Raw genomic sequence first — 21,280 nt, 5'->3', positions numbered from 1 at the left:
GGCCGCGCCCCCGTACGGGTCGCCCTCGCCGCAGCCCGCGTACGGCTACCCGCACGCCGCTCCCGCCCCGGCCGCCGCTCCGGCGGGTGCGCCCGTGCCGGACCCGCACTTCCAGCTGCCGCCCATGGGCCCGCAGTTCATGCGCCCCTGAGCCCTCGGGGCCGGTGCCCGATGCCCAGGGCCCGGGGTGCGCCGACGGGGCGCGACACGGCAGGACACGGCACCTACGTCAGACCTTGCCCGCCTTGAAGCCGCGCCCCCACTGCATGCCCCACCCGTACATCCGGTCCAGCTCGCCCTGGAATCCGTACACGAACTTCACCTCACGCCGTACGAGCAGGTCGCCCTTGACGTTCTCCAGCAGGAACACCGCGCAGGAGCGCGCCTCGGGTGCGCGCTCGTCCAGCTCGATCTCGATGCGCGGGCCGTTGCTCGGGTAGAGCGTCATCTTGGCGTGCGTCCGGTCGAACGCCGGTGTCTGGTCGTAGATGTAGACGAAGAACAGCAGCCGCTTGATGTCGTCGCGGTGGTCGAGATTGACGAAGATCGTCTCACCGGACCCCGATCCGAACCGGTCGTCGCCCGTGAGCTTGACGTACGGCGCGTCGTTGAGGTCGCCGTAGTAGCCGCCGAGCGGCTGGACGACGCCCTTGGTGCCGTCGGCGAGCTCGTACAGGCATCCGATGTCCAGGTCCACGGTCGCGACGCCCTGCGTGTGCGCCTGGACGGGCTCGGGCTGGAAGAACTTGAGCGGGTGCCGCAGCAGGCGTCCGCTCTGCTTGGACCTGCCCTCGATGTCGGAGGTCCGCATCTGCCAGGAGAGGTTGACGCGCAGATTGCCGTTGGCGGCGCCCTGTTTGGTCAGTGAGATCGTCGGGCGTCGCCTCGTCAGGTCGATCGCGTTGCTGGCCGCGCTGCCCGAGTCGAACTGCGCCGCCCTGTTCGGCCACAGGCTGTCCCAGAAGGCCATGCCCCCACCCCCATGTGTTGCGGATACGCCACGGGGCGGCCGGGAGCACCCGGCCGCCCCGCTCAGAAGCGTTCCGCATTGCCGGAGCAGTCACACCCCGGTCTCATGCAGTGGACGTCACACCGGACGCCCGCACGGGGCGCCCGCAGGACACCGTCACACCCCGGACGAGACCTCGGCCTTCTCCCCGGGTCCCTCAGCTTTTCCCTCGGCTGCCTCCAGCAGCTTGTTGCGGCGGACCGAGGAGAAGAACGACGCGGCGATGAGGAAGACACCGACGAGGCCGGTGATGATCTCGCTGATCTCGTGCTGGATGGTGATCAGCAGGATCACGGCGAGGGCGCCGATCGCGTAGTGCGCGCCGTGCTCCAGGTACACGTAGTCGTCGAGGGTGCCCTGGCGGACCAGGTAGACCGTGAGCGACCGGACGTACATGGCGCCGATGCCGAGGCCGAGCGCCATCCAGAAGATGTGGTTGGTGATGGCGAACGCGCCGATGACACCGTCGAAGGAGAACGACGCGTCCAGGACCTCCAGGTAGAGGAACAGGAAGAAGGCTGCCTTGCCGGCCAGGCCGACCATGGAGACCTGCTTGCCCTCCTGCTTGGCCTTCTCCTCCTCCTCGTGCTCGCGCTCCTCCTCTTCCTCGAGCTTGTCCTCGAAGTAGCCGGAGAGGCCGCCGACGACCAGGTACGTGATGAGGCCGGCGACGCCGGACAGCAGCACCGTGGCCGACTTGTCCACGTGGCCGGTGCTGGTGTGCGCCTCGGTGGCGAACGTCATGGCCGTGACCAGCAGGACGATCAGTGCGATGCAGACCGACAGCATGTCGATCTTGCCGAACTTCGCCAGGGGGCGCTCCAGCCAGGCGAGCCACTTGAACTCGCGCTCCTCGAAGATGAAGTCAAGGAAGATCATCAGCAGGAACATTCCGCCGAACGCGGCGATGGCGGCGTGCGCGTCGGTGACCAGGTTCTCGTACTGCTGCGGCTGGTTCATCGCGAGCTGGACGGCCTCGATGGGGCCGACCTTGGCGCTGATGGCGACGATGACGACAGGGAAGACCAGTCGCATGCCGAACACGGCGATCAGAATGCCGATCGTCAGGAAGATCCGCTGCCAGAAGGCATTCATCTTCTTGAGGATTCCGGCGTTGACGACCGCGTTGTCGAAGGAGAGGGAGATTTCGAGGATCGACAGGATCAGAACGATCCCGAACGCCTCCCACCCCCACTGCCATGCGGCGAAGGCGAGGCCGCCCGCCGTGACGGCGAACGACCACCCGAAGGTTTTCAGAACCACTGGCTACCCAATCGTCTTGGGGGTCCCCCGTGCGCCGCCGGGCGGAGGGACTCCGCGAGGGACTCCTCCACCCCGGGCGCGCCGGGCCTTGAACGAACCCTGATACGAGCTTTAGGAAACATTGACCCCGAAGTCTAGAGCGATGCCGCGGAGGCCCGACGCGTACCCCTGACCCACCGCACGGAATTTCCATTCCCCGCCGTAGCGGTACAGCTCACCGAAGATCATCGCGGTTTCGGTGGAGGCGTCCTCGCTCAGGTCGTAGCGGGCCAGTTCCTGCCCGTCGGCCTGGTTGACGACGCGGATGAACGCGTTGCTGACCTGGCCGAAGGTCTGCCCGCGGTTGTCGGCCTCGTGGATGGAGACCGGAAAAATGATCTTGTCGCAGTGGGCGGGGACCTTGGACAGGTCCACGATCAGCGACTCGTCGTCGCCGTCGCCCTCGCCCGTGAGGTTGTCGCCGGTGTGCTCGACCGACCCGTCAGGGCTGGTGAGGTTGTTGTAGAAGATGAACCACTCGTCGCCGAGGACCCTGCCGGCCTGGCAGAGGAGCGCACTGGCGTCGAGGTCGAAGGGCGCTCCGGTGGTGGAGCGCGCGTCCCAGCCGAGTCCGACCAGTACCTGGGTCAGGTTGGGTGCGGCCTTGGAGAGGGAGACGTTGCCTCCCTTGGCGAGCGTGACGCCCATGAATGATCCTCCCCGGTGACGTGCTGCGTGTCCTGCGTCCGGCGACGTGCCCGCGCAAGGCCTTGGTGCCCGGACCTGTGCGGTGCGCCCGGACCTGTGCGGTGTGCCCCCCGTGCGGTGGTGCGTCGCATGGTGTGCGCGCCCTCATCGTGCCCCGTTCCGGTGCCGGTACGCCCGCCGGTGCGCGGTGGGGGTGCGGAAAGGGCGCGTCCGGCGCCGCACGGACGAGTGCGGCGCCGGACGAAGCTGCGGTGTGCTCAGACGTTCACGCCGAAGTCCTGCGCGATGCCGCGCAGGCCCGAGGCGTAGCCCTGACCGATGGCACGGAACTTCCACTCCGCGCCGTGGCGGTACAGCTCGCCGAAGACCATCGCGGTCTCCGTCGAGGCGTCCTCGCTCAGGTCGTAGCGGGCCAGCTCCTCGTTGTTGGCCTGGTTGACGACGCGGATGAACGCGTTGCGCACCTGGCCGAAGGACTGCTGACGGTTCTCCGCGTCGTAGATCGAGACCGGGAAGACGACCTTCTCGACGTCCGCGGGGACGCCGGCCAGGTTGACCTTGATCTGCTCGTCGTCGCCCTCGCCCTCACCGGTGAGGTTGTCGCCGGTGTGCTCGACGGAACCGTCGGGGCTCTTGAGGTTGTTGAAGAAGACGAAGTTGCCGTCGGTGGCGACCTTGCCCTGGGCGTTCACCAGCAGAGCGCTGGCGTCCAGGTCGAAGTCCGTACCGGTGGTGGTGCGGACGTCCCAGCCGAGACCGACGGTGACGGCGGTCAGGTTGGGTGCGGCCTTGGTCAGCGAGACGTTGCCGCCCTTGCTGAGGCTGACTCCCACGAGTCCCTCCATTGGTTTCCAGGGGCAGCGCCCCCGTCGTGCGTTGGCATCGGATCAACGACTGGATCCTAGTGACGGGTTCCCGTCGTGAGCAGGCTCTTGTACCGATGAATCGAGGTGTCGGGCGAACCGGGATCAGAGGGCGTCGAGCGCCTCGACGTACTCGTTCAGGTCGCGGGCGTCCGGGAGGTCGTTGACGACGCTCCAGCGCACGATGCCGTCCTTGTCGATGATGAAGGTGCCGCGGACCGCGCAGCCCTTCTCCTCGTCGAAGACGCCGTAGGCGCGGGAGACCTCGCCGTGCGGCCAGAAGTCGGACAGCAGCGGGTACTCCAGGCCCTCCTGCTCGGCGAAGACGCGCAGGGTGTGGATGGAGTCGTTGGAGACGGCGAGCAGCTGGGTGTCGTCGTTGACGAACCGGGGCAGCTGGTCGCGCAGCGCGCACAGCTCGCCCGTGCAGACGCCGGTGAAGGCGAACGGGTAGAAGAGCAGCACCACGTTCTTCTCACCGCGGTAGTCGCCGAGCCGCACGGTGCGCCCGTGGTTGTCCTTGAGTTCGAAGTCCGGAGCCTTCGTGCCGACCTCGATCGCCATGGCGTACGCATCCCTTCGCTGGACCGGTGCAGTGGGTCCCACCCTACGCACAGGGCCCCCGCCGATGTGCTCGGCGGGGGCCCTCGGTCTGCGGGTGCGGGTGGTCAGCGCTTCTTGGCGGCGGCCTTCGGCGTCACCAGCCGGCTTCCGCTCCAGTCCTTGCCGACGCTGACGCTCTTGGTCGCGGACAGCCCGGCGGTCGTCGCGGCTTCGGAGATCTCGCTCGGCTCCACGTAGCCGTCACGCCCGGTCTTCGGCGTCAGGAGCAGGATCGCGCCACCTTCCTCGATGTACGTGATGGCGTCCACCAGCGCATCCGTAAGGTCGCCGTCCTCGTCGCGGAACCACAGCACCACGGCATCGGCGACGTCGTCGTAGTCCTCGTCGACGAGCTCACTGCCGATGACTTGCTCAATGGCCTCGCGGAGCTCCTGGTCGACGTCGTCGTCGTAGCCGATCTCCTGGACCACCTGCTCGGGCTGGAACCCCAGCCTCGCGGCAGGGTTCGTCCGCTCCTCCGCGTGGTCCGCGGTCGCGCTCACGGCTTGCCTCCTGATCATGAATGGGAAAGTACTTCGGCCACGCGTACGCGCGGCATGGGGCGTAGTCCACACGTGCTGGGCGGATCGCGCAAGTACCCGGCGACCTAGACCGCCGAAACGGTGACTTTTGGGGCCGTCCTGCCCCAAGCTCAGGCGCCCGCTCCTCCGGGCTCACGACATGGACCACACCTCTTGACCCACTTTAGGCTGTTGTATTCGGGACCCGCCCGGCGGCCGCCCGCTCTGGGCCGACCGAGAGGGGTTACCCCTCGGTAGAGATGACGTACGCGGGCAGGAGGTACACGATGGTGGCGACGCGACCGTACAGCCGAGACTCCGTACTCCGCCCCACCCCATGTACCCCTCCGTCCGCCGTGTATCCCGCACCCGTCGGCCTCATGGCACGCACGACATCCCCGTAGGCACCCGAGCAGCGAAGGAACAGCGTGGCTTCCGGATCCGATCGCAACCCGATCATCATTGGCGGCCTTCCCAGCCAGGTCCCGGACTTCGATCCGGAGGAGACCCAGGAATGGCTCGACTCGCTCGACGCCGCCGTCGACGAGCGGGGCCGCGAGCGGGCCCGCTATCTGATGCTCCGCCTGATCGAGCGGGCCCGCGAGAAGCGCGTGGCCGTGCCCGAGATGCGCAGCACGGACTACGTCAACACCATCGCCACCAAGGACGAGCCGTTCTTCCCCGGCAACGAGGAGATCGAGCGCAAGATCCTCAACGCGACCCGCTGGAACGCGGCCGTGATGGTCTCGCGCGCGCAGCGCCCCGGGATCGGCGTCGGCGGCCACATCGCCACGTTCGCCTCCTCCGCCTCCCTGTACGACGTGGGCTTCAACCACTTCTTCCGGGGCAAGGACGGCGGTGACGGCGGCGACCAGATCTTCTTCCAGGGCCACGCCTCGCCCGGTATCTACGCCCGCGCGTTCCTGCTGGACCGGCTGAACGAGACGCAGCTCGACGCGTTCCGCCAGGAGAAGTCGAAGTACCCGAACGGTCTGTCGTCGTATCCGCACCCGCGGCTGATGCCGGACTTCTGGGAGTTCCCGACGGTCTCCATGGGCCTGGGCCCCATCGGCGCGATCTACCAGGCGCGGATGAACCGCTACATGCACGCGCGCGGGATCGCCGACACGGAGCAGTCCCATGTGTGGGCGTTCCTCGGCGACGGCGAGATGGACGAGCCAGAGTCGCTGGGCCAGCTGACCCTGGCGGCCCGCGAGGGCCTGGACAACCTCACCTTCGTCGTGAACTGCAACCTGCAGCGCCTCGACGGTCCGGTGCGGGGCAACGGCAAGGTCATCCAGGAGCTGGAGTCCGTCTTCCGCGGCGCCGGCTGGAACGTGATCAAGCTGATCTGGGACCGTTCCTGGGACCCGCTGCTGGCCCAGGACCGGGACGGGGTCCTGGTCAACAAGATGAACACCACGCCGGACGGGCAGTTCCAGACGTACGCCACGGAGACCGGCGCGTACATCAGGGAGCACTTCTTCGGCGACGACCACCGGCTGCGCGCGATGGTCGAGGGAATGACCGACGACCAGATCCTCTACCTGGGCCGCGGCGGTCACGACCACCGGAAGATCTATGCCGCCTATGCGGCGGCGCGCGCCCACAAGGGCCAGCCGACGGTGATCCTGGCCAAGACCGTCAAGGGCTGGACGCTCGGCCCGAACTTCGAGGGCCGCAACGCGACGCACCAGATGAAGAAGCTGACGGTCGACGACCTGAAGCGGTTCCGGGACCGGCTGCACCTGCCGATCCCCGACGACCAGCTGGAGTCGGGCCTGCCGCCGTACTACCACCCGGGCCGGGACACGGAGGAGATCCAGTACATGCACGACCGCCGCAAGGCGCTGGGCGGGTACGTCCCGACCCGGGTCGTGCGGTCGAAGCCGCTGGTGCTGCCGGAGGACAAGACGTACGCGGCGGTGAAGAAGGGGTCGGGGCAGCAGTCGATCGCGACGACGATGGCGTTCGTGCGGCTGCTGAAGGACCTGATGCGGGACAAGGAGATCGGCAAGCGGTTCGTGCTGATCGCGCCGGACGAGTACCGCACGTTCGGTATGGACTCGTTCTTCCCGAGCGCCAAGATCTACAACCCGCTGGGCCAGCAGTACGAGGCCGTGGACCGTGAGCTGCTGCTCGCGTACAAGGAGTCGCCGACGGGGCAGATGCTGCACGACGGCATCTCTGAGGCGGGCTGCACGGCGTCGCTGATCGCCGCGGGCTCGGCGTACGCCACGCACGGCGAACCGCTGATCCCGGTGTACGTCTTCTACTCGATGTTCGGTTTCCAGCGGACCGGCGACCAGTTCTGGCAGATGGCCGACCAGCTGGCGCGCGGCTTCGTGCTGGGCGCGACCGCCGGCCGTACGACGCTGACCGGTGAGGGTCTGCAGCACGCGGACGGCCACTCCCAGCTGCTGGCCTCGACGAACCCGGGCTGTGTCGCGTACGACCCGGCGTTCGGCTTCGAGATCGCGCATATCGTCCAGGACGGTCTGCGGCGGATGTACGGCTCGTCCGATGAGCACCCGCACGGCGAGGACGTCTTCTACTACCTGACCGTCTACAACGAGCCGATCCAGCACCCGGCGGAGCCGGCGGACGTCGACGTCGAGGGCATCGTCAAGGGCATCCACCGCTTCCGGGCCGGGGAGTCGGGCGGGATCCCGGCGCAGATCATGGCGTCCGGTGTGGCCGTTCCGTGGGCCGTCGAGGCCCAGCGGATCCTCGCGGAGGAGTGGAACGTCCGGGCCGACGTGTGGTCGGCGACGTCGTGGAACGAGCTGCGCCGCGATGCCGTGGAGGCGGAGGAGTACAACCTGCTGCACCCGGAGGAGGAGCAGCGCGTTCCGTACGTGACGCGGAAGCTCACGGGCGCGGAGGGGCCGTTCGTGGCCGTCTCCGACTGGATGCGGTCGGTTCCCGATCAGATCGCGCGCTGGGTGCCGGGCCCGTACACGTCGCTCGGTGCTGACGGCTTCGGTTTCGCGGACACGCGGGGTGCGGCGCGGCGCTACTTCCACATCGACGCGCAGTCGATCGTGCTGGCGGTGCTGACGGAACTGTCGCGGCAGGGCAAGGTGGACCGCTCGGTGCTGAAGCAGGCGGTGGACCGCTACCAGCTGCTGGACGTGGCGGCGGCCGAGACGGGCGCAGCCGGCGGCGACGCGTAGCACACCGCGCGGCGGCGGGGAGCCGGGGCTCGGAGGCGGCCCCGCTCCCCGCTCCCCCTTAATATGCGCGGCATGAAAGAACCGACGGCGCAGGTCCGGTGGGAGCAGCGCACGCAGAGGCCGCTGCTGGCGCTGGCCGTGGCGTTCGGCGTCGCGTACGCGGTGTCGATCGTCGCCACGGAGGCCGCGCCATGGGTGCACGCTCTCTGCCTGACGGTGGAGTGGCTGGTGTGGGGCGCGTTCGCCGCCGACTACGTCGTACGGCTCTGCCTGGCGCCCGCGCGATGGGGCTTCGTACGGAGTCATTGGCTGGACCTCCTCGCGGTGCTGCTTCCCCTGGTCCAGCCGCTGCGGCTGCTGCGGCTGGTCTCGGCGCTGGTACTGGTGGGCCGGAGGGCCCGGATGGCGTCGCAGATCACGCTGACGACGTATGTGGTGGGCTCCGTGGCGGGGCTGATGATGTTCGGCTCGCTCGCGGTGCTCCAGGTGGAGCGGGACGCGCCGGGCGGGAACATCAAGTCGCTCGGTGACGCGGTGTGGTGGTCGTTCACGACGATGACGACCGTCGGCTACGGCGACCTTGCGCCGACGACCGGGCTCGGGCGGCTGCTGGCCGTGGGTCTGATGCTGTCGGGCATCGCGCTGCTCGGTGTGGTCACGGCGAACATCGCGGCGTGGTTCATCTCGCGCTTCGAGCGGGACGATGCCGAGGAGCGCCGCAGGACGGCTCTCCTGGAGGACCTGGCGCAGGAGGTGCGGGAGCTGCGGGCCGAGGTGGCCCGGCTGTCGGCGCCGTCACCGCAGGGCGAGCCGCCGGTTCCGGAGGGTCTGTCCGGGAGCTCCTTCCCGGAGCCGAGCGGCTCGCCCCAGGTCAGTTCTCCCAGATCTTGAAAGCCCGCACCTGGTAGGGGGAGCGGGGCACCCACGTACCGCTGCCGGGGTAGGTCTCGAACTCGCCGGTCTCGGCGCACGTCGCGGACTGGTAGGTGGTGACGGGGCGGCCGGTGCGGTTGGCGAGTGCGGCGGCGCTGGTGCCTGCGGGGAGGGCGATACAGCTTTCGATGTCGGTGTCGGCCAGTTCGTGCGTGTACCGCTTGCCCCGGAACCCTTCCTTCTGCCACAGGCACAGCTGTCCGGTGCCGCAGGTGCCGAGGCTCGGCGGGGAAGCGGCGGCCGGTGGGGCGGCGTCGGCCGGTGGGGCCGCGTCGGCCCGTGGGGCGCCGGCGGTGAGCAGGACGGCGGCGAGCGCGGCGGCGGCCAGGGTGGCGGTCGTGAGGACGGTCCGGGTCCGTGTGGTCGTGCGCATGGTGGTGAATCCCCCCGCAGGTCGTGACGCTCCGTATTGAACGTCTCCGCACAGCTTGACTCTGCGTGACCATCGAAGGGAAGCCCTCCCCGGGGGAACCACCCGGACGGGTGACGCCCCGGGCCCCGGCACGGGGGTGGTGTGCCGGGGCCCGGGGCGTCGTACGGGGGCGCGCGTCCGCGGATCGCGCACGCGTCCCTCAGATGTGGACGCCGCCGCCCGCCTCGGCGTTGGCGCCGCGCTTGGTGAGCGTCGCCACGAGGGCCGCGACGACCGCGACGCCGCCCGCGACGGTGAAGGCGAGGCCCATGCCCGACATGAACGTGTCGTGGATGACCTTGGTGATCGCGCCCAGCACGTCCGGCGTCACGCCCGGCGCCTTGGCCAGCTCGGCCGGGACGGTACCGAACTCGGCCGCCTGCTCCAGGCCCGGCGCGGGGTCACCCGGGAGGCCCGCGTCCTTCCAGTTGCCGGCGAACTCGGCGTTGACCTTGGACGACATCACGGCGCCCAGCACGGCCGTACCCAGCGCGCCGCCGACCTGCATGGCAGCCTGCTGGAGACCGCCGGCCACACCCGAGAGCTCCAGCGGGGCGTTGCCCACGATGACCTCGGTGGCGCCCACCATCACCGGGGCGAGGCCCAGGCCCAGCAGGGCGAACCACAAGGACGTCGCCAGCGTGCCGGTGCCTGAGGTGAGGGTGAGCATGCCGAACATGGCGGCGGCGGTGCACACCATGCCGCCCACGAGCGGGATACGCGGGCCGAACCTGGTGATGAGCGCGCCCGCCAGCGGCGAGGAGACGATCATCATGGCCGTCAGGGGCAGCAGCCGCAGTCCGCTGTCGACCGGGCTCAGGCCCTTCACGCCCTGGAGGTAGAACGTCACGAAGAAGAGGCCGCCCATGAAGGCGAAGGCCATGAGGACCATCAGCACCACACCCGCGGACAGCGGGACGGAGCGGAACATCGCCAGCGGGATGAGCGGTTCCCTGACCCGGTTCTGCCAGAAGGCGAAGAGCAGGAAGAGGACGACCGCGCCGAGCAGGAATCCCCAGGTCTTACCGCTGCTCCAGCCCCAGCTCTCGCCGGCTTTGATGATGCCCCAGATGAGCGACCCCATGGCGGCGGACAGCAGCGCGATACCGAGCAGGTCGAAGGAGCGGGGCGCGTTCCGCGCCCGGTGGTCCTTGAGGATCAGCAGGCCCATGGCCAGCGCGACGACACCGACCGGCACGTTGACGAAGAACACGGACTGCCAGCTGACGTGCTCGACGAGCAGGCCGCCGACGATCGGGCCGCCCGCGGTCGAGGCACCGATGACCATGCCCCAGATACCGATGGCCATGTTGAGCTTCTCCGCCGGGAAGGTGGCCCTCAGCAGGCCGAGCGCGGCCGGCATCAGCAGGGCGCCGAAGAGCCCTTGGAGCACTCGGAAGCCGATCACGAGGGCGATCGAGCCGGAGAGGCCGATCGCGGCGGAGGCGACGGCGAACCCGGCGATGCCTATGAGAAACGTCTGGCGGTGGCCGAAGCGGTCGCCGAGCTTGCCCGCCGTGATCAGGGCGACGGCGAGCGCCAGCAGATAGCCGTTGGTGATCCACTGGACGTCGGCGAGTGTCGCGCCCAGGTCCTGCTGGATCGCGGGATTGGCGATCGCGACGATCGTGCCGTCGAGCGCGACCATCATGACGCCGACTGCGACAGCGAAGAGGGTGCCCCACGGGTGGCCGCGGAGGCCCTTGGTCGGCGCGGGCACCGGTTCCGGGTTGCGCGGCGCCTTCTCGATGGTGGGCTGACTAGTCATACCGCGAGGCTAATGTCAGCCACTGACAATTGACAAAGCGATTCACACGCCGGTAACTGTCACATCGCTCACAGATAGGCTGAGCTGGCAGAAGAGGCGAATCGAGGACCATGAAGTGACGGGTGAGCAGCCGAAGCAGCCGACCACGGCAGGCACGGTCGGCACGGCGGGCACGGCCACAGGGCTGCGGGAGCGCAAGAAACAGCGCACCCGCGCCGCCCTGCTGCGCACCGCGCTGGAGCTCTTCACCACCCAGGGATACGAGGAGACGACGGTCGACGAGATCGTCGACAGCGTCGAGGTCTCGCAGCGCACGTTCTTCCGCTATTTCGCCAGCAAGGAAGAGGTCGCGTTCGCCCTGCAGCAGATGGCCGAGCAGCACTTCGTGACGGCGCTACGCGCGCGTCCCGCCGACGAGGGCCCCTTCGACGCGCTCCGCAACTCGGTGCTCGGCGCCTGGGACACCATCGGCGAGGCCATCACGGAGCTGGTGCCGGTCGAGGTGTACCTGCGCATGCTCCAGGTGATCGAGTCGACGCCGTCCCTTCTCGCCGTCCATCTGCGCCGCTCCTTCGAGATGGAGGAGAACATCGCCCGGCTCATCGCCGACCGGGAGGGCCTCGACGTGGACACCGATCCCCGGCCCCGTGTGGCCGTCGCCGCCTTCAGCGGCGTCATGCGGGTCACCGGTCAGATGTGGGTACGGGGCGAGGACACCAGCCTCGAAGCGATCCGCGCCATCACCGAGAACTACCTGGACCACCTGGGTCCCGCACTGGCGACCGGCTGGCGCACCCCGTGACATGCGCGGAGCCCGTGCCCTGCGCGCGCTGTGACATGCGCGACTCCCGGGCGTGCGACCCCTTCCCCGGAACGCCACACTGAACCGTGATCTGCGTCACCCTGTGACCGGGCGGCTTCTGCCGTCTCCTAGGGTGTCTCGTAGTGACTTCCTTCATCGCCTCCCCCACGCTCACCGTCTGGCGCACCCTGCTCGCCCTCGCGGTGGTGTTCGTCCTCCTCGCGACCACCGGCTGGACCGCGGTCCACCGGCAACGCGGCGCTCCGGCGGACTCCTGGAAGGGGGCGATCGCCGCGTGGCAGGCCGACCGGGTCGGCGCCCGGGCGCTCCCCAGCCCGACATCACCGCCCGGCGTCGTGGCCGGTTTCTTCGCCTCACTCAAGCCCGCGCAGCGTGACCGGCTCGCCGCCGAGCACCCCCTCGTCGTGGGCAACCTCGACGGCGTGCCGCTCGCCCTGAGGTACCGGGCCAATCGGCGTTCCCTGGCGGAGGCCCTCGCCGCCGAGAGGCCGCGCCTCAAGGACAGCAGGCTCTCCCCCGACGGGCGCCAGGAGGCCGTACGGAGGGTCCACCGGTTCTCGTCCCTCATGCGGAAGGGCCGGCAGATCCTCGCCTTCGACCCGTCGGGCAAGGGCCGAGTCGCCGAGGTGTTCGGCGACCTGAAGCGGGCCGAGCGGGTGTCGGTGATCGTGCCGGGTGTCGACACGACGCTGCTCACCTTCCAGAAGACGGCCCGCCGCTACACGGCGCCGGTCGGCATGGCCGAGTCCCTGTACGCCGCCGAGCGCCGGGCCGCCCCCGGCGTCCGTACCGCCGTGATCGCCTGGGGCGACTACACCGCGCCCGCCGGGGTCGGCATGGACGCGGCGACCGGCAGGCTCGCCGAGGAGGGCGCCCTGCGGCTGGTCTCCTTGACGGAGGCGCTGCCCGGCAACTCGCGGGTCTCCCTGTTCTGCCACAGCTACGGCTCCGTCGTGTGCGGGTTGGCCGCGCGCCGGCTGCCCGAGAGGGTCTCCGACATCGCGGTGGCCGGCAGCCCCGGGATGCGGGCCGGCACCGCGGCGGAGCTGGACACGCGTGCGCGCGTGTGGGCCATGCGGGACGCCGACGACTGGATCGCGGACGTGCCGCACCTGGACGTCGGCGGGCTGGGCCACGGCGAGGACCCGGTGGACCCCGCGTTCGGCGCCCGGCTGCTCTCGGCGGCCGGCGCGGGCGGCCACGGCGGCTACTTCGAGCCGGGCACCGAGAGCCTGCGCAACCTCGCGGGCATAGGGGTCGGCTCGTACGACAGCCTGCGCTGCGCGGCCGACGACAGCACCTGCCGAAGTGGAATTTCCGGCGCCGGACAGCTCTGACCCGCGTAGAAGGCGGGAAGGCTAGTCCATTTCCGCACCTCTTCCAGGGGCGACGCGCGGGCGCACGCCGCATACGATGAGGCGCATGGGTGATGTGCTGGCCGGAATTCATGCCACCTGGGAGTTCGAACCCGATGCCGTGCTCATCCGCTTCGAACGGGGGATCCGCGCGCCGAAGCTGTTCCAGGCGCTGCGCGAAAGACGTGTGCCCCACGAGGCGCTGGCGTCGGTGACCCTCTCCCCGGGCAAGCGGGGCACGGTGGTCCTGCACGCGGTGCCGCGGGAGGGTGCGGACCCGCTGATGGAGGCGGCCGCGGGCCAGCTCAAGGAGAGCTGCGACCCGTACCGCCTCGTGCTGCCCGCCGACCGGGAGACCCTCGCCGAGTACTACGCGGACGAGCTGCGGGCGCGGCTCGGGCCGGACAGGGCCGAGCGGTCCGAGCGGTTCGTGGTGGCGGCGCCCGAGGCACCGCTCCAGTTCAAGGCGTACGACGGCAAGGCGTCCTTCGACGGGCGGAGCGTGGCGTTCCGCTGGTTCTGGACCGGGGCGTCGTCCGCGAAGTGGAAAGCCGGCGACCAGACGTTCGCGGTGACCGACCTGAGCGGCGTCGAATGGCGGTCGCCGGACGTCCTGGACGGGTATCTGCGGCTGGTGCGGCGCGGTGGCGAGGGTCAGCCGGCGCAGGCGGACCAGGACCCGGCCGCGGTCGTCTTCGGGCTCGGGTACGGGCCGGTGCACGAGTCGCTGCCGTTCGCGGCAGCGGTGCTGGAGGCCGTGCGGAACGCCGATGGGGCGGTCCCGGTGCCGGTTCCGGTGGCGGCGGCCCGGCGGGACCCCGCCGACATCGCGGACCGGATCCGGCACCTCGGCGAGCTGCACCGGGCGGGGCTGGTGACGGACGAGGAGTTCACGGCGAAGAAGGCCGAGCTGCTCGCGGAGCTGTAGCGGCCGCGGAGCCGCAGGGGCGTGGCGAGGGCGCGGCCGTCCGGCACCGGACCGGGCGTGTCGTACCTGGGTATGAGGCCGGGAACTGGCTCCCTGGTATGACGCCGCGAGAGCGGCCCGCGCCTACGCTTACGGGATCATGAGCAACGAATCCCCGGCCCCGGCCGGCCCGGTGCCCGCAGGCCGCGGCGCGGCCGTGGCGCGCGCGGGGCGTTCCGTGTGGAGGACGTGGGGCGCGGTGGCCGACGCGCTGGCGACGCCCACGGCCCCGGGGAGCCCCCTGCTCGGCGGGTCCTCCCCGTGGTGGCTGCGCGTCCTGCCGTATGTCGTGGCGCTGGCGTGTGTCGCCTCGCTCCTGCCGGTCACGATCATCGTGCTGGTCGATGACTACGGCATGCACGGCGGTCTCGCCGGTGTGCTGGCTCCCGCGCAGACGGTTCCGCTGCTGCTGGCCGTGCGGCGGCCGCTCCTGGCATGGTGGCTCGTCTTCACGGCTGATGTGGTCGGTGCGGTGCTGATGCTGGCGGACGCGGACCTCGGCGGGGGCAGACAGTGGCCGTGGACGCCTATGGTCGTGATCGGCTATCTGGTGCTGATGCTTGCCGTGGGGCTGCGCGAGCGGCGTCGGACGCTGCTCTGCGTGTGGCTGGTGACGGGCGCCGTCGGGTTCGCGTTCGCGCTGGCCGCGCCGGAGCATGCGGGCCCGGTCCATGTGCTGCTGTTCGTGCTGAGCGGGATCGTGCTGCTCGTGACCGGGACGCTGCGGGAGCGCGGCGACGCCCAGCGAAGACTCGTCGAGCAGGAGGCGATCAGTGAGGCGGAGCGGGCCCGGCGGACGCTGCTTGAGGAGCGTGCCCGTATCGCGCGTGAGCTGCACGACGTGGTGGCCCACCACATGTCGGTGATCACGGTGCAGGCGGATTCGGCGCCGTACCGGATCAAGGACCTGCCGGACGCCGCCTGCGAGGAGTTCTCGACGATCGCCGCGTCGGCCCGGGAGTCCCTCACCGAGATGCGCCGGCTGCTGGCGGTGCTGCGCAGTGAGAACGGGGACGGCGAGCGGACGCCGCAGCCGCGGCTGGACCGGCTGCGGCATCTGGTGGAGGCGACGATACGGGCGGGGGTGCCGGTCGATCTGTCCCTGGCCGGGGAGTTGGGTCCGGTGCCGCAGGCGGTGGACCTTTCCGCCTACCGGATCGTGCAGGAGGCGCTGGCCAATGTGGTGCGGCACGCACCGGGGGCCACGACCAGGGTGTCGGTGTCGCGCTCCCCCAACTTGGAGTGGCTGATCGTGCTCGTCGTGAACGGGCCGCCCACCGAGCCGACTTCGCCCCTGGAGACGTCCGGCACGGGACACGGCCTGGTGGGGATGCGGGAGCGCGTACGGTTGACGGGCGGAACGCTCGACGTCGGACCGCTGCCGGACGGCGGCTTCCGGGTGGCGGCCCGCCTCCCGCTGATCACACCGGTCCCCTGACCGCCCCGCGCGCGTGCCGGCCGGAGGCCAGGACCGGCGCGCCGCGCGCTCTCCCGACCGTCATGAAAGGACCCACGTGACCATCCGCGTGATCATCGTCGACGACCAGGCCATGGTGCGGGCGGGGTTCGCCGCGCTGCTGTCCGCCCAGCCCGACATCGACGTGGTCGGCGAGGCCCCCGACGGCCGGGCGGGTGTGGAGGTGGGCCGTTCCACGCATCCGGACGTGGTGCTGATGGATGTGCGCATGCCCGAGATGGACGGTCTGGCCGCGGCGCGTGAACTCCTGAACCCGCCGCCCGGAGTGACGCACCGGCCGAAGGTCCTCATGCTGACCACGTTCGACGTGGACGACTACGTGTACGAGGCGCTGCGGGCGGGGGCTTCCGGGTTTCTGCTCAAGGACGCGCCTCCGGCGGACCTGATCGCCGCCGTGCGGGTGGTGGCGGCCGGTGAGGCGCTGCTCGCGCCGTCGGTGACGCGGCGGCTGATCGAGGACTTCGCGGCGCAGCGCCCCGCCTCGCGCAAGCAGCGGTCGGTGCGGCTGAACGGGCTGACGCCACGGGAGACGGAGGTGCTGGAGCTCGTGGCGCGGGGTCTGTCGAACCAGGAGATCGCGGACCACCTGGTGCTGGCGGAGCAGACGGTGAAGACCCATATCGGCCGTGTGCTGGCCAAGTTGGGGCTGCGGGACCGGGCGCAGGCCGTGGTCTTCGCTTACGAGTCGGGGCTGGTCACGCCGGGCGAGACCCGGTAGCGAGCGCCGGCTGGCCGGAGCGCGGGCCGGTGAGCACACCCCCTACCCCGGTATCACCCGGCAGTTGGCACCGTGGTGTGACGCTCGCTGAGGTGTCGTCTGCGTACCTTCTTCTCGTCGCAGCGCCGACGAGGACCGTAGTCGCCGCGCGCCCGGCCCGGGCGATGTGCCGGGCCGGGCGGGTCGCCCGAGGGGGCGGGCTACTGCTCGCGGGTGGTGGGGATGAGGGTCGTGTCCGGGTAGCGGGCGCCGGACACCTGCGCGGCGAGGGGTTCGAGGAGGGAGAGTTCCGATGCGGTGAGGGTGATACGGGTCGCCGCGGTGTTCTCCAGGAGGCGGCCGCGCCGGCGGGTGCCGGGGATGGGGACGACGGTCAGCCGGTGGACGGCCGCCTGCTGGTGGACCCAGGCGAGGGCCACCTGCGCGGGGGTGGCGCCGTGGGCGGCGGCGATGGTGTGGAGAGGCTCCAGGAGGGAGGCGTTGCGCTGGGCGTTCTCACCCGAGAAGCGCGGGTGGGTGCGCCGGATGTCAGTGCTGGACAGGTCCTTGGTGGCGTCGGCGAACGCCCCGGTGAGGAAGCCGCGCCCCAGTGGTGAGTAGGGCACGAGGGCGACGCCCAGCTCGGCCGCCGTGGGGACGGCGCTGTGCTCCACGTCGCGGGAGAACAGCGACCACTCCGACTGGAGGGCGGCGATGGGGTGGACGGCGTGGGCCTCGCGGAGTTCGGCTCCGGTGACCTCGCTCAGTCCCAGGTGCCGGACCTTGCCCTCGTGGACCAGTTCGGCCATGGCGCCGACGGACTCGGCGAGCGGCACGGAGGGATCGCGGCGGTGCATGTAGTAGAGGTCGATGACGTCGACGCCGAGGCGGCGCAGGCTGCCCTCGACGGCGGTGCGGATGTAGGCGGGATCATTGCGGACCGCCCAGCCGGGCCCGGACGCGGGGTCGTCGGTCCGGGTGATGGAGAACTTGGTGGCGATGGTGATGTCGTCGCGATGGGCGGCGACGAACGGTGCGAGGAACTCCTCGTTGGCGCCACGGCCGTACATATCGGCGGTGTCGAGGAGGGTGACGCCCTGTTCGAGTGCGGCGTCGAGGGTGTCCCGGGCGGCGGCCTGGTCGGTGTCGCCGTAGAACTCGCTCATGCCCATGGCGCCTAAGCCCTGGACACCGACCAGCGGGCCGTCGGTGCCGAGGCGCACCTGGGCGATCCGGTCCGCAGGAGGGGCCGTGGTCGTCGCGGCCCCGGTGGTGGTGGTCGTGGTGGAGGAAGTGGAGGAAGTGGAGGAGGTGGAGGAGGTGGTCATGCGTTCATGGCCTTTCGTGGGGCGTGCGAGCGCCCGAGTAAATGTCGATCTTCCTGTCGAGGACGGCGAGCGTCTCCTGGAGCTCCGCGATACGGGACCGGACGTCCCGGCGGGTGGCCTCCAGCAGTTCGCGGCGCGCGTCGAAGGTGTGCTCGCCCTCGCGGACGAGCTCGGCATAGCGCACCATCGCCGCGACGGACATGCCCGTCAGCCGGAGCTTGCCGACCAGCTCCAGCCAGTCCAGGTCCCGGTTGGTGAACCGGCGCTGGCCGGTGGCGGACCGGTCGACGTGCGGCATCAGCCCGATGCGCTCGTACCAGCGGAGGGTGTGCGCGGTGAGGCCGGTCCAGGCCGCGACCTCGCTGATGGTGTAGCGGTCCTCACCGTCGGGGCGCGGGTGCGGAGGCGGTGCCGCGCAGATGTCGGCGCCCCGGGTGCGTCCCCGGGCCCGTTCCCGGGTTCCGTCCCTGGTGCTCTCGATCACCGTCATGCCCCCACGCTAGGACCTTCGAGTGCACTCGAAGCAAGCGCCGGAACGACGAAGTACCCTCGTCCGCATGCAGAGCCTGGCGATGATCGAGAACTGGCCCGTGCCGACCGCGGCGACGGCCGTCGTGCGTGCGGACGGCACGCTCGCGGGGTCCCACGGACCCACGGCGCGGCGGTTCCCGCTCGCCTCGGTGACCAAGCCGCTGGCGGCGTACGCCGTCCTCGTCGCGTACGAGGAGGGGGCTGTCGAGCTGGACGAGCCGGCCGGTCCGGAGGGGGCCACGGTGCGGCATCTGCTGGCGCACACCTCGGGCCTGGCGTTCGACGAGCACCGCGTGATGGCGGCTCCCGGCACACGGCGCATCTACTCCAACACCGGCTTCGAAGTCCTCGCGGACCATGTGGCGAAGGCGACGGACATCCCGTTCGCGGAGTATCTGCGGCAGGCGGTGCTGGAGCCGCTGGCGATGGACGCGACGACGCTGGACGGGTCGCCCGCGAAGGACGGGGTGTCGACGGTCGACGACCTGGTGCGGTTCGCGGCGGAGGTGCAGGCGCCCCGGCTGCTGGACGCCCGTACGGTCCTGGAGGCCATGACGGTCGTACATCCGGGCCTGACCGGCATCCTCCCCGGCTACGGCCACCAGAAGCCCAACGACTGGGGCCTCGGCTTCGAGATCCGGGACGGCAAGTCGCCGCACTGGACGGGCGGTTCGTCGTCGCCCCGTACGTTCGGGCACTTCGGCCAGTCCGGGACGTTCCTGTGGATCGACCCGGACGCGGGCGCGGCGTGCGTGGCGCTGACGGACCGGGCGTTCGGGCCGTGGGCGATCGAGGCGTGGCCGCCGTTCACGGACGCGGTCCTCGCCGAACTGCGCGCCACCGCCCGCGGCTAGGCCAACCGCCCGCGACCAGCGCGACCGCCCGCGGCTGGACGCAGCCACGCGCGGCACCGGAGCACGATCCGGCCCCGCCGCGGTCAGGCCTCCGCCGTCATCTCCCACACCAGGACCTCGGCCGCCTCCGCCGCGGTCAGGTCCAGGTCCCGGGCGCCGGTGACGCGGGCCGCGTCGCCCGGGCCCAGTTCGTGCCCGGCCAGCACGATCCGGCCGCGCGCCACATGGACGTACAGGAAGTCGGCGTCCGGTACGGCGGTGCGCTCGCCCGCGGCGGGTCGCCGCACATGGAGCAGGGCGCCCGCCGCGGGCAGCGCGTACGGCGTGGCGTCGGCGAGCCCCGGCACGAGCGTGTACGACGGGTCGCCGCCCGGCTCCCGCGGGGCCAGCCACATCTGCACGAAGGTGAGCGGCACCGTACCGTCGTTGCGCTCCACGTGCCGTACCCCGCCCGCCGCGCTGAGGTGCTGGACGTCGCCGGGCCGGACGACCGTGCTGTGCCCGGCCGAGTCGCGGTGCGTCAGCTCGCCCTCCACGACCCAGGTGACGATCTCGGTGTGGCTGTGCGGATGCTCGGCGAACCCGGCGCCGGGCGCGAGCCGCTCCTCGTTGCAGGCGACGATCGCGCCGAAGCGGACGTTGTCCGGGTCGTAGTGGCGGCCGAAGGAGAAGGCGTGCCGGGTCTCGATCCCGGACTCCGGGTCGCCACCCGGGTAGCGTTCCGCGGCCCTCTGTATGGACATCTGCGTGGAGATCACAGGCCCAACGGTAGACCGGCTGGGCACTCCCCCGTCCCGATAAGGCAGTCTTGTCCCGTGCCTGAACCCGCAGCAAACGACGCCCACCCGCACGCAGCGACCCTGAAGCGCCTGGAGCAGTCCTCCGGCCGGCTGGCCGCGAACGCCATCGCCCGCATGGACGAGACGCTGCCGTGGTACCGGGCGATGCCCCCGGAGAACCGGTCCTGGATCGGGCTGGTCGCCCAGGCCGGTATCGCCGCGTTCACCGAGTGGTTCCGGCACCCGGAGACCCCGCAGGCCATCTCCACGGATGTGTTCGGGACGGCTCCGCGCGAACTGACGCGGGCGATCACGCTGCGCCAGACCGTCGAGATGGTGCGCACCACCATCGAGGTCATGGAGTCGGCGATCGAGGAGGTCGCGGCGCCCGGCGACGAGTCGGTGCTGCGCGAGGCGCTGCTGGTGTACGCCAGGGAGATCGCGTTCGCGACGGCGCAGGTGTACGCGCAGGCCGCCGAGGCGCGCGGCGCGTGGGACGCCCGCCTGGAGAGCCTCGTCGTGAACGCGGTCCTGTCGGGCGAGGCCGACGAGGGCGCGGTCAGCAGGGCCGCGGCGCTCGGCTGGAACTCGCCGGAGCACGTGTGCGTGATCCTCGGCACCGCCCCGGACGGCGACAGCGAGCTGACCGTCGAGGCGATCCGCCGCGCCGCCCGGCACGCCAAGCTCCAGGTGCTGACCGGGGTGCTGGGCGCCCGCCTGGTCGTCATCGCGGGCGGCAGCGACAACCCGCTCGCCGTCGCGAAGGCGCTGATCGGACCGTACGCGGCGGGGCCGGTGGTGGCGGGGCCCGTCGTACCGGACCTGCTGGCGGCGACCCGGTCCGCGCAGGCGGCGGCGGCCGGGCTGAAGGCGTGCACGGCGTGGCAGGACGCGCCGCGCCCCGTCCTCGCGGATGATCTCCTGCCGGAGCGCGCCATCGCGTCCGACCCCGCCGCGCGGGAGCAGCTGGTGGAGGAGATCTACAGACCACTGAAGGAGGCCGGCTCGGCCCTGCTGGAGACACTGAGTGTCTATCTGGAGCAGGCCAGCAGCCTGGAAGGGGCGGCGCGGATGCTGTTCGTCCACCCCAACACCGTGCGCTACCGGCTGCGACGTGTGACAGATGTCACCGGATGGTCACCCTCCGATGTACGGTCGGCGTTCACGCTGCGGATCGCGCTGATTCTGGGGCGTCTGGCCGACATCGACGCCCAGCCCTAGAGTTTTGTGGGGG

General features: G+C 70.7%; 20 protein-coding genes. 9 read left to right on the top strand and 11 right to left on the bottom strand.

Features of this window, described 5'->3' with window-relative positions; genetic code table 11:
- Nucleotides 1-229: 229 nt before the first annotated feature.
- From HTZ82_RS11080 to HTZ82_RS11055, 6 genes are all read right to left on the bottom strand, one after another.
- Complete coding sequence (locus HTZ82_RS11080) at nucleotides 230-970, bottom strand: Tellurium resistance (protein ID WP_175409165.1); 741 nt, start codon at nucleotides 968-970, stop codon at nucleotides 230-232.
- Between the two features lie 156 nt (nucleotides 971-1,126).
- Nucleotides 1,127-2,272, bottom strand: a complete 1,146-nt coding sequence (locus HTZ82_RS11075) for a DUF475 domain-containing protein (protein WP_175409164.1) — start codon at nucleotides 2,270-2,272, stop codon at nucleotides 1,127-1,129.
- 111 nt (nucleotides 2,273-2,383) lie between these two features.
- Complete coding sequence (locus tag HTZ82_RS11070) at nucleotides 2,384-2,959, bottom strand: TerD family protein (RefSeq protein ID WP_175409163.1); 576 nt, start codon at nucleotides 2,957-2,959, stop codon at nucleotides 2,384-2,386.
- 257 nt (nucleotides 2,960-3,216) lie between these two features.
- Entirely contained in the window at nucleotides 3,217-3,792 is a 576-nt protein-coding gene (locus HTZ82_RS11065; RefSeq protein WP_175409162.1) for a TerD family protein, read from the bottom strand.
- Between the two features lie 135 nt (nucleotides 3,793-3,927).
- Entirely contained in the window at nucleotides 3,928-4,386 is a 459-nt protein-coding gene (locus HTZ82_RS11060) for a peroxiredoxin (protein ID WP_175409161.1), read from the bottom strand.
- Nucleotides 4,387-4,490: 104 nt separating this feature from the next.
- Entirely contained in the window at nucleotides 4,491-4,928 is a 438-nt protein-coding gene (locus tag HTZ82_RS11055) for a DUF3052 domain-containing protein (protein ID WP_309235414.1), read from the bottom strand.
- A 446-nt stretch (nucleotides 4,929-5,374) separates the two neighbouring features.
- Between HTZ82_RS11055 and aceE the strand changes: the two genes are divergently transcribed.
- Complete coding sequence (gene aceE, locus HTZ82_RS11050; protein ID WP_175409159.1) at nucleotides 5,375-8,122, top strand: pyruvate dehydrogenase (acetyl-transferring), homodimeric type; 2,748 nt, start codon at nucleotides 5,375-5,377, stop codon at nucleotides 8,120-8,122.
- A 63-nt stretch (nucleotides 8,123-8,185) separates the two neighbouring features.
- Complete coding sequence (locus HTZ82_RS11045; RefSeq protein ID WP_175409158.1) at nucleotides 8,186-9,013, top strand: potassium channel family protein; 828 nt, start codon at nucleotides 8,186-8,188, stop codon at nucleotides 9,011-9,013.
- Here the strand turns inward: HTZ82_RS11045 and HTZ82_RS11040 are convergent.
- Both HTZ82_RS11040 and HTZ82_RS11035 read right to left on the bottom strand, forming a co-directional pair.
- On the bottom strand, nucleotides 8,994-9,428 hold the full coding sequence (locus HTZ82_RS11040) for a peptidase inhibitor family I36 protein (RefSeq protein WP_175409157.1): 435 nt from the start codon (nucleotides 9,426-9,428) through the stop codon (nucleotides 8,994-8,996). The two genes, HTZ82_RS11045 and HTZ82_RS11040, sit on opposite strands and share 20 nt — an antisense overlap.
- Before the next feature lie 199 nt (nucleotides 9,429-9,627).
- The gene (locus HTZ82_RS11035; RefSeq protein ID WP_175409156.1) at nucleotides 9,628-11,235 is read right to left on the bottom strand and encodes an MFS transporter; all 1,608 of its coding nucleotides are present in this window, start codon (nucleotides 11,233-11,235) and stop codon (nucleotides 9,628-9,630) included.
- Nucleotides 11,236-11,350: 115 nt separating this feature from the next.
- Here HTZ82_RS11035 and HTZ82_RS11030 point away from each other — a divergent pair, with 115 nt between their 5' ends.
- From HTZ82_RS11030 to HTZ82_RS11010, 5 genes are all read left to right on the top strand, one after another.
- On the top strand, nucleotides 11,351-12,037 hold the full coding sequence (locus HTZ82_RS11030; protein WP_375540797.1) for a TetR/AcrR family transcriptional regulator: 687 nt from the start codon (nucleotides 11,351-11,353) through the stop codon (nucleotides 12,035-12,037).
- A 143-nt stretch (nucleotides 12,038-12,180) separates the two neighbouring features.
- Nucleotides 12,181-13,395 carry an alpha/beta hydrolase gene (locus HTZ82_RS11025; RefSeq protein ID WP_175409155.1) on the top strand — a complete coding sequence of 405 codons (1,215 nt, stop codon included), beginning with the start codon at nucleotides 12,181-12,183 and terminating at the stop codon, nucleotides 13,393-13,395.
- An 85-nt stretch (nucleotides 13,396-13,480) separates the two neighbouring features.
- Nucleotides 13,481-14,341: a DUF4429 domain-containing protein gene (locus HTZ82_RS11020; RefSeq protein ID WP_175409154.1), complete on the top strand. Its 861-nt coding sequence runs from the start codon at nucleotides 13,481-13,483 to the stop codon at nucleotides 14,339-14,341.
- Nucleotides 14,342-14,480: 139 nt separating this feature from the next.
- Nucleotides 14,481-15,818 (top strand): sensor histidine kinase, encoded by a 1,338-nt coding sequence (locus tag HTZ82_RS11015; protein ID WP_175409153.1) that lies wholly within the window; start codon nucleotides 14,481-14,483, stop codon nucleotides 15,816-15,818.
- 76 nt (nucleotides 15,819-15,894) lie between these two features.
- Nucleotides 15,895-16,575 (top strand): response regulator transcription factor, encoded by a 681-nt coding sequence (locus HTZ82_RS11010; protein ID WP_175409152.1) that lies wholly within the window; start codon nucleotides 15,895-15,897, stop codon nucleotides 16,573-16,575.
- A gap of 200 nt (nucleotides 16,576-16,775) precedes the next feature.
- Here HTZ82_RS11010 and HTZ82_RS11005 read toward each other — a convergent pair whose 3' ends face one another.
- Together HTZ82_RS11005 and HTZ82_RS11000 are read right to left on the bottom strand one after the other, a co-directional pair.
- Entirely contained in the window at nucleotides 16,776-17,882 is a 1,107-nt protein-coding gene (locus HTZ82_RS11005) for an aldo/keto reductase (RefSeq protein ID WP_175409151.1), read from the bottom strand.
- A 4-nt stretch (nucleotides 17,883-17,886) separates the two neighbouring features.
- Entirely contained in the window at nucleotides 17,887-18,372 is a 486-nt protein-coding gene (locus HTZ82_RS11000) for a MerR family transcriptional regulator (protein ID WP_175409150.1), read from the bottom strand.
- A 67-nt stretch (nucleotides 18,373-18,439) separates the two neighbouring features.
- Here HTZ82_RS11000 and HTZ82_RS10995 point away from each other — a divergent pair, with 67 nt between their 5' ends.
- Nucleotides 18,440-19,267: a serine hydrolase gene (locus HTZ82_RS10995; RefSeq protein WP_175409149.1), complete on the top strand. Its 828-nt coding sequence runs from the start codon at nucleotides 18,440-18,442 to the stop codon at nucleotides 19,265-19,267.
- A gap of 83 nt (nucleotides 19,268-19,350) precedes the next feature.
- Here HTZ82_RS10995 and HTZ82_RS10990 read toward each other — a convergent pair whose 3' ends face one another.
- Nucleotides 19,351-20,010 carry a pirin family protein gene (locus HTZ82_RS10990; protein ID WP_175409168.1) on the bottom strand — a complete coding sequence of 220 codons (660 nt, stop codon included), beginning with the start codon at nucleotides 20,008-20,010 and terminating at the stop codon, nucleotides 19,351-19,353.
- Between the two features lie 72 nt (nucleotides 20,011-20,082).
- Here HTZ82_RS10990 and HTZ82_RS10985 point away from each other — a divergent pair, with 72 nt between their 5' ends.
- Nucleotides 20,083-21,267 (top strand): helix-turn-helix domain-containing protein, encoded by a 1,185-nt coding sequence (locus HTZ82_RS10985; RefSeq protein ID WP_175409148.1) that lies wholly within the window; start codon nucleotides 20,083-20,085, stop codon nucleotides 21,265-21,267.
- The last annotated feature ends 13 nt before the right edge of the window (nucleotides 21,268-21,280 follow it).

Origin of the sequence: Streptomyces sp. TRM64462 (genome assembly GCF_013362995.1) — a bacterium.
Classification (GTDB): Bacteria; Actinomycetota; Actinomycetes; order Streptomycetales; family Streptomycetaceae; genus Streptomyces.
Note: the sequence above shows the minus strand (reverse complement) of the source record. Positions and strands in the feature narration are given on the sequence as shown.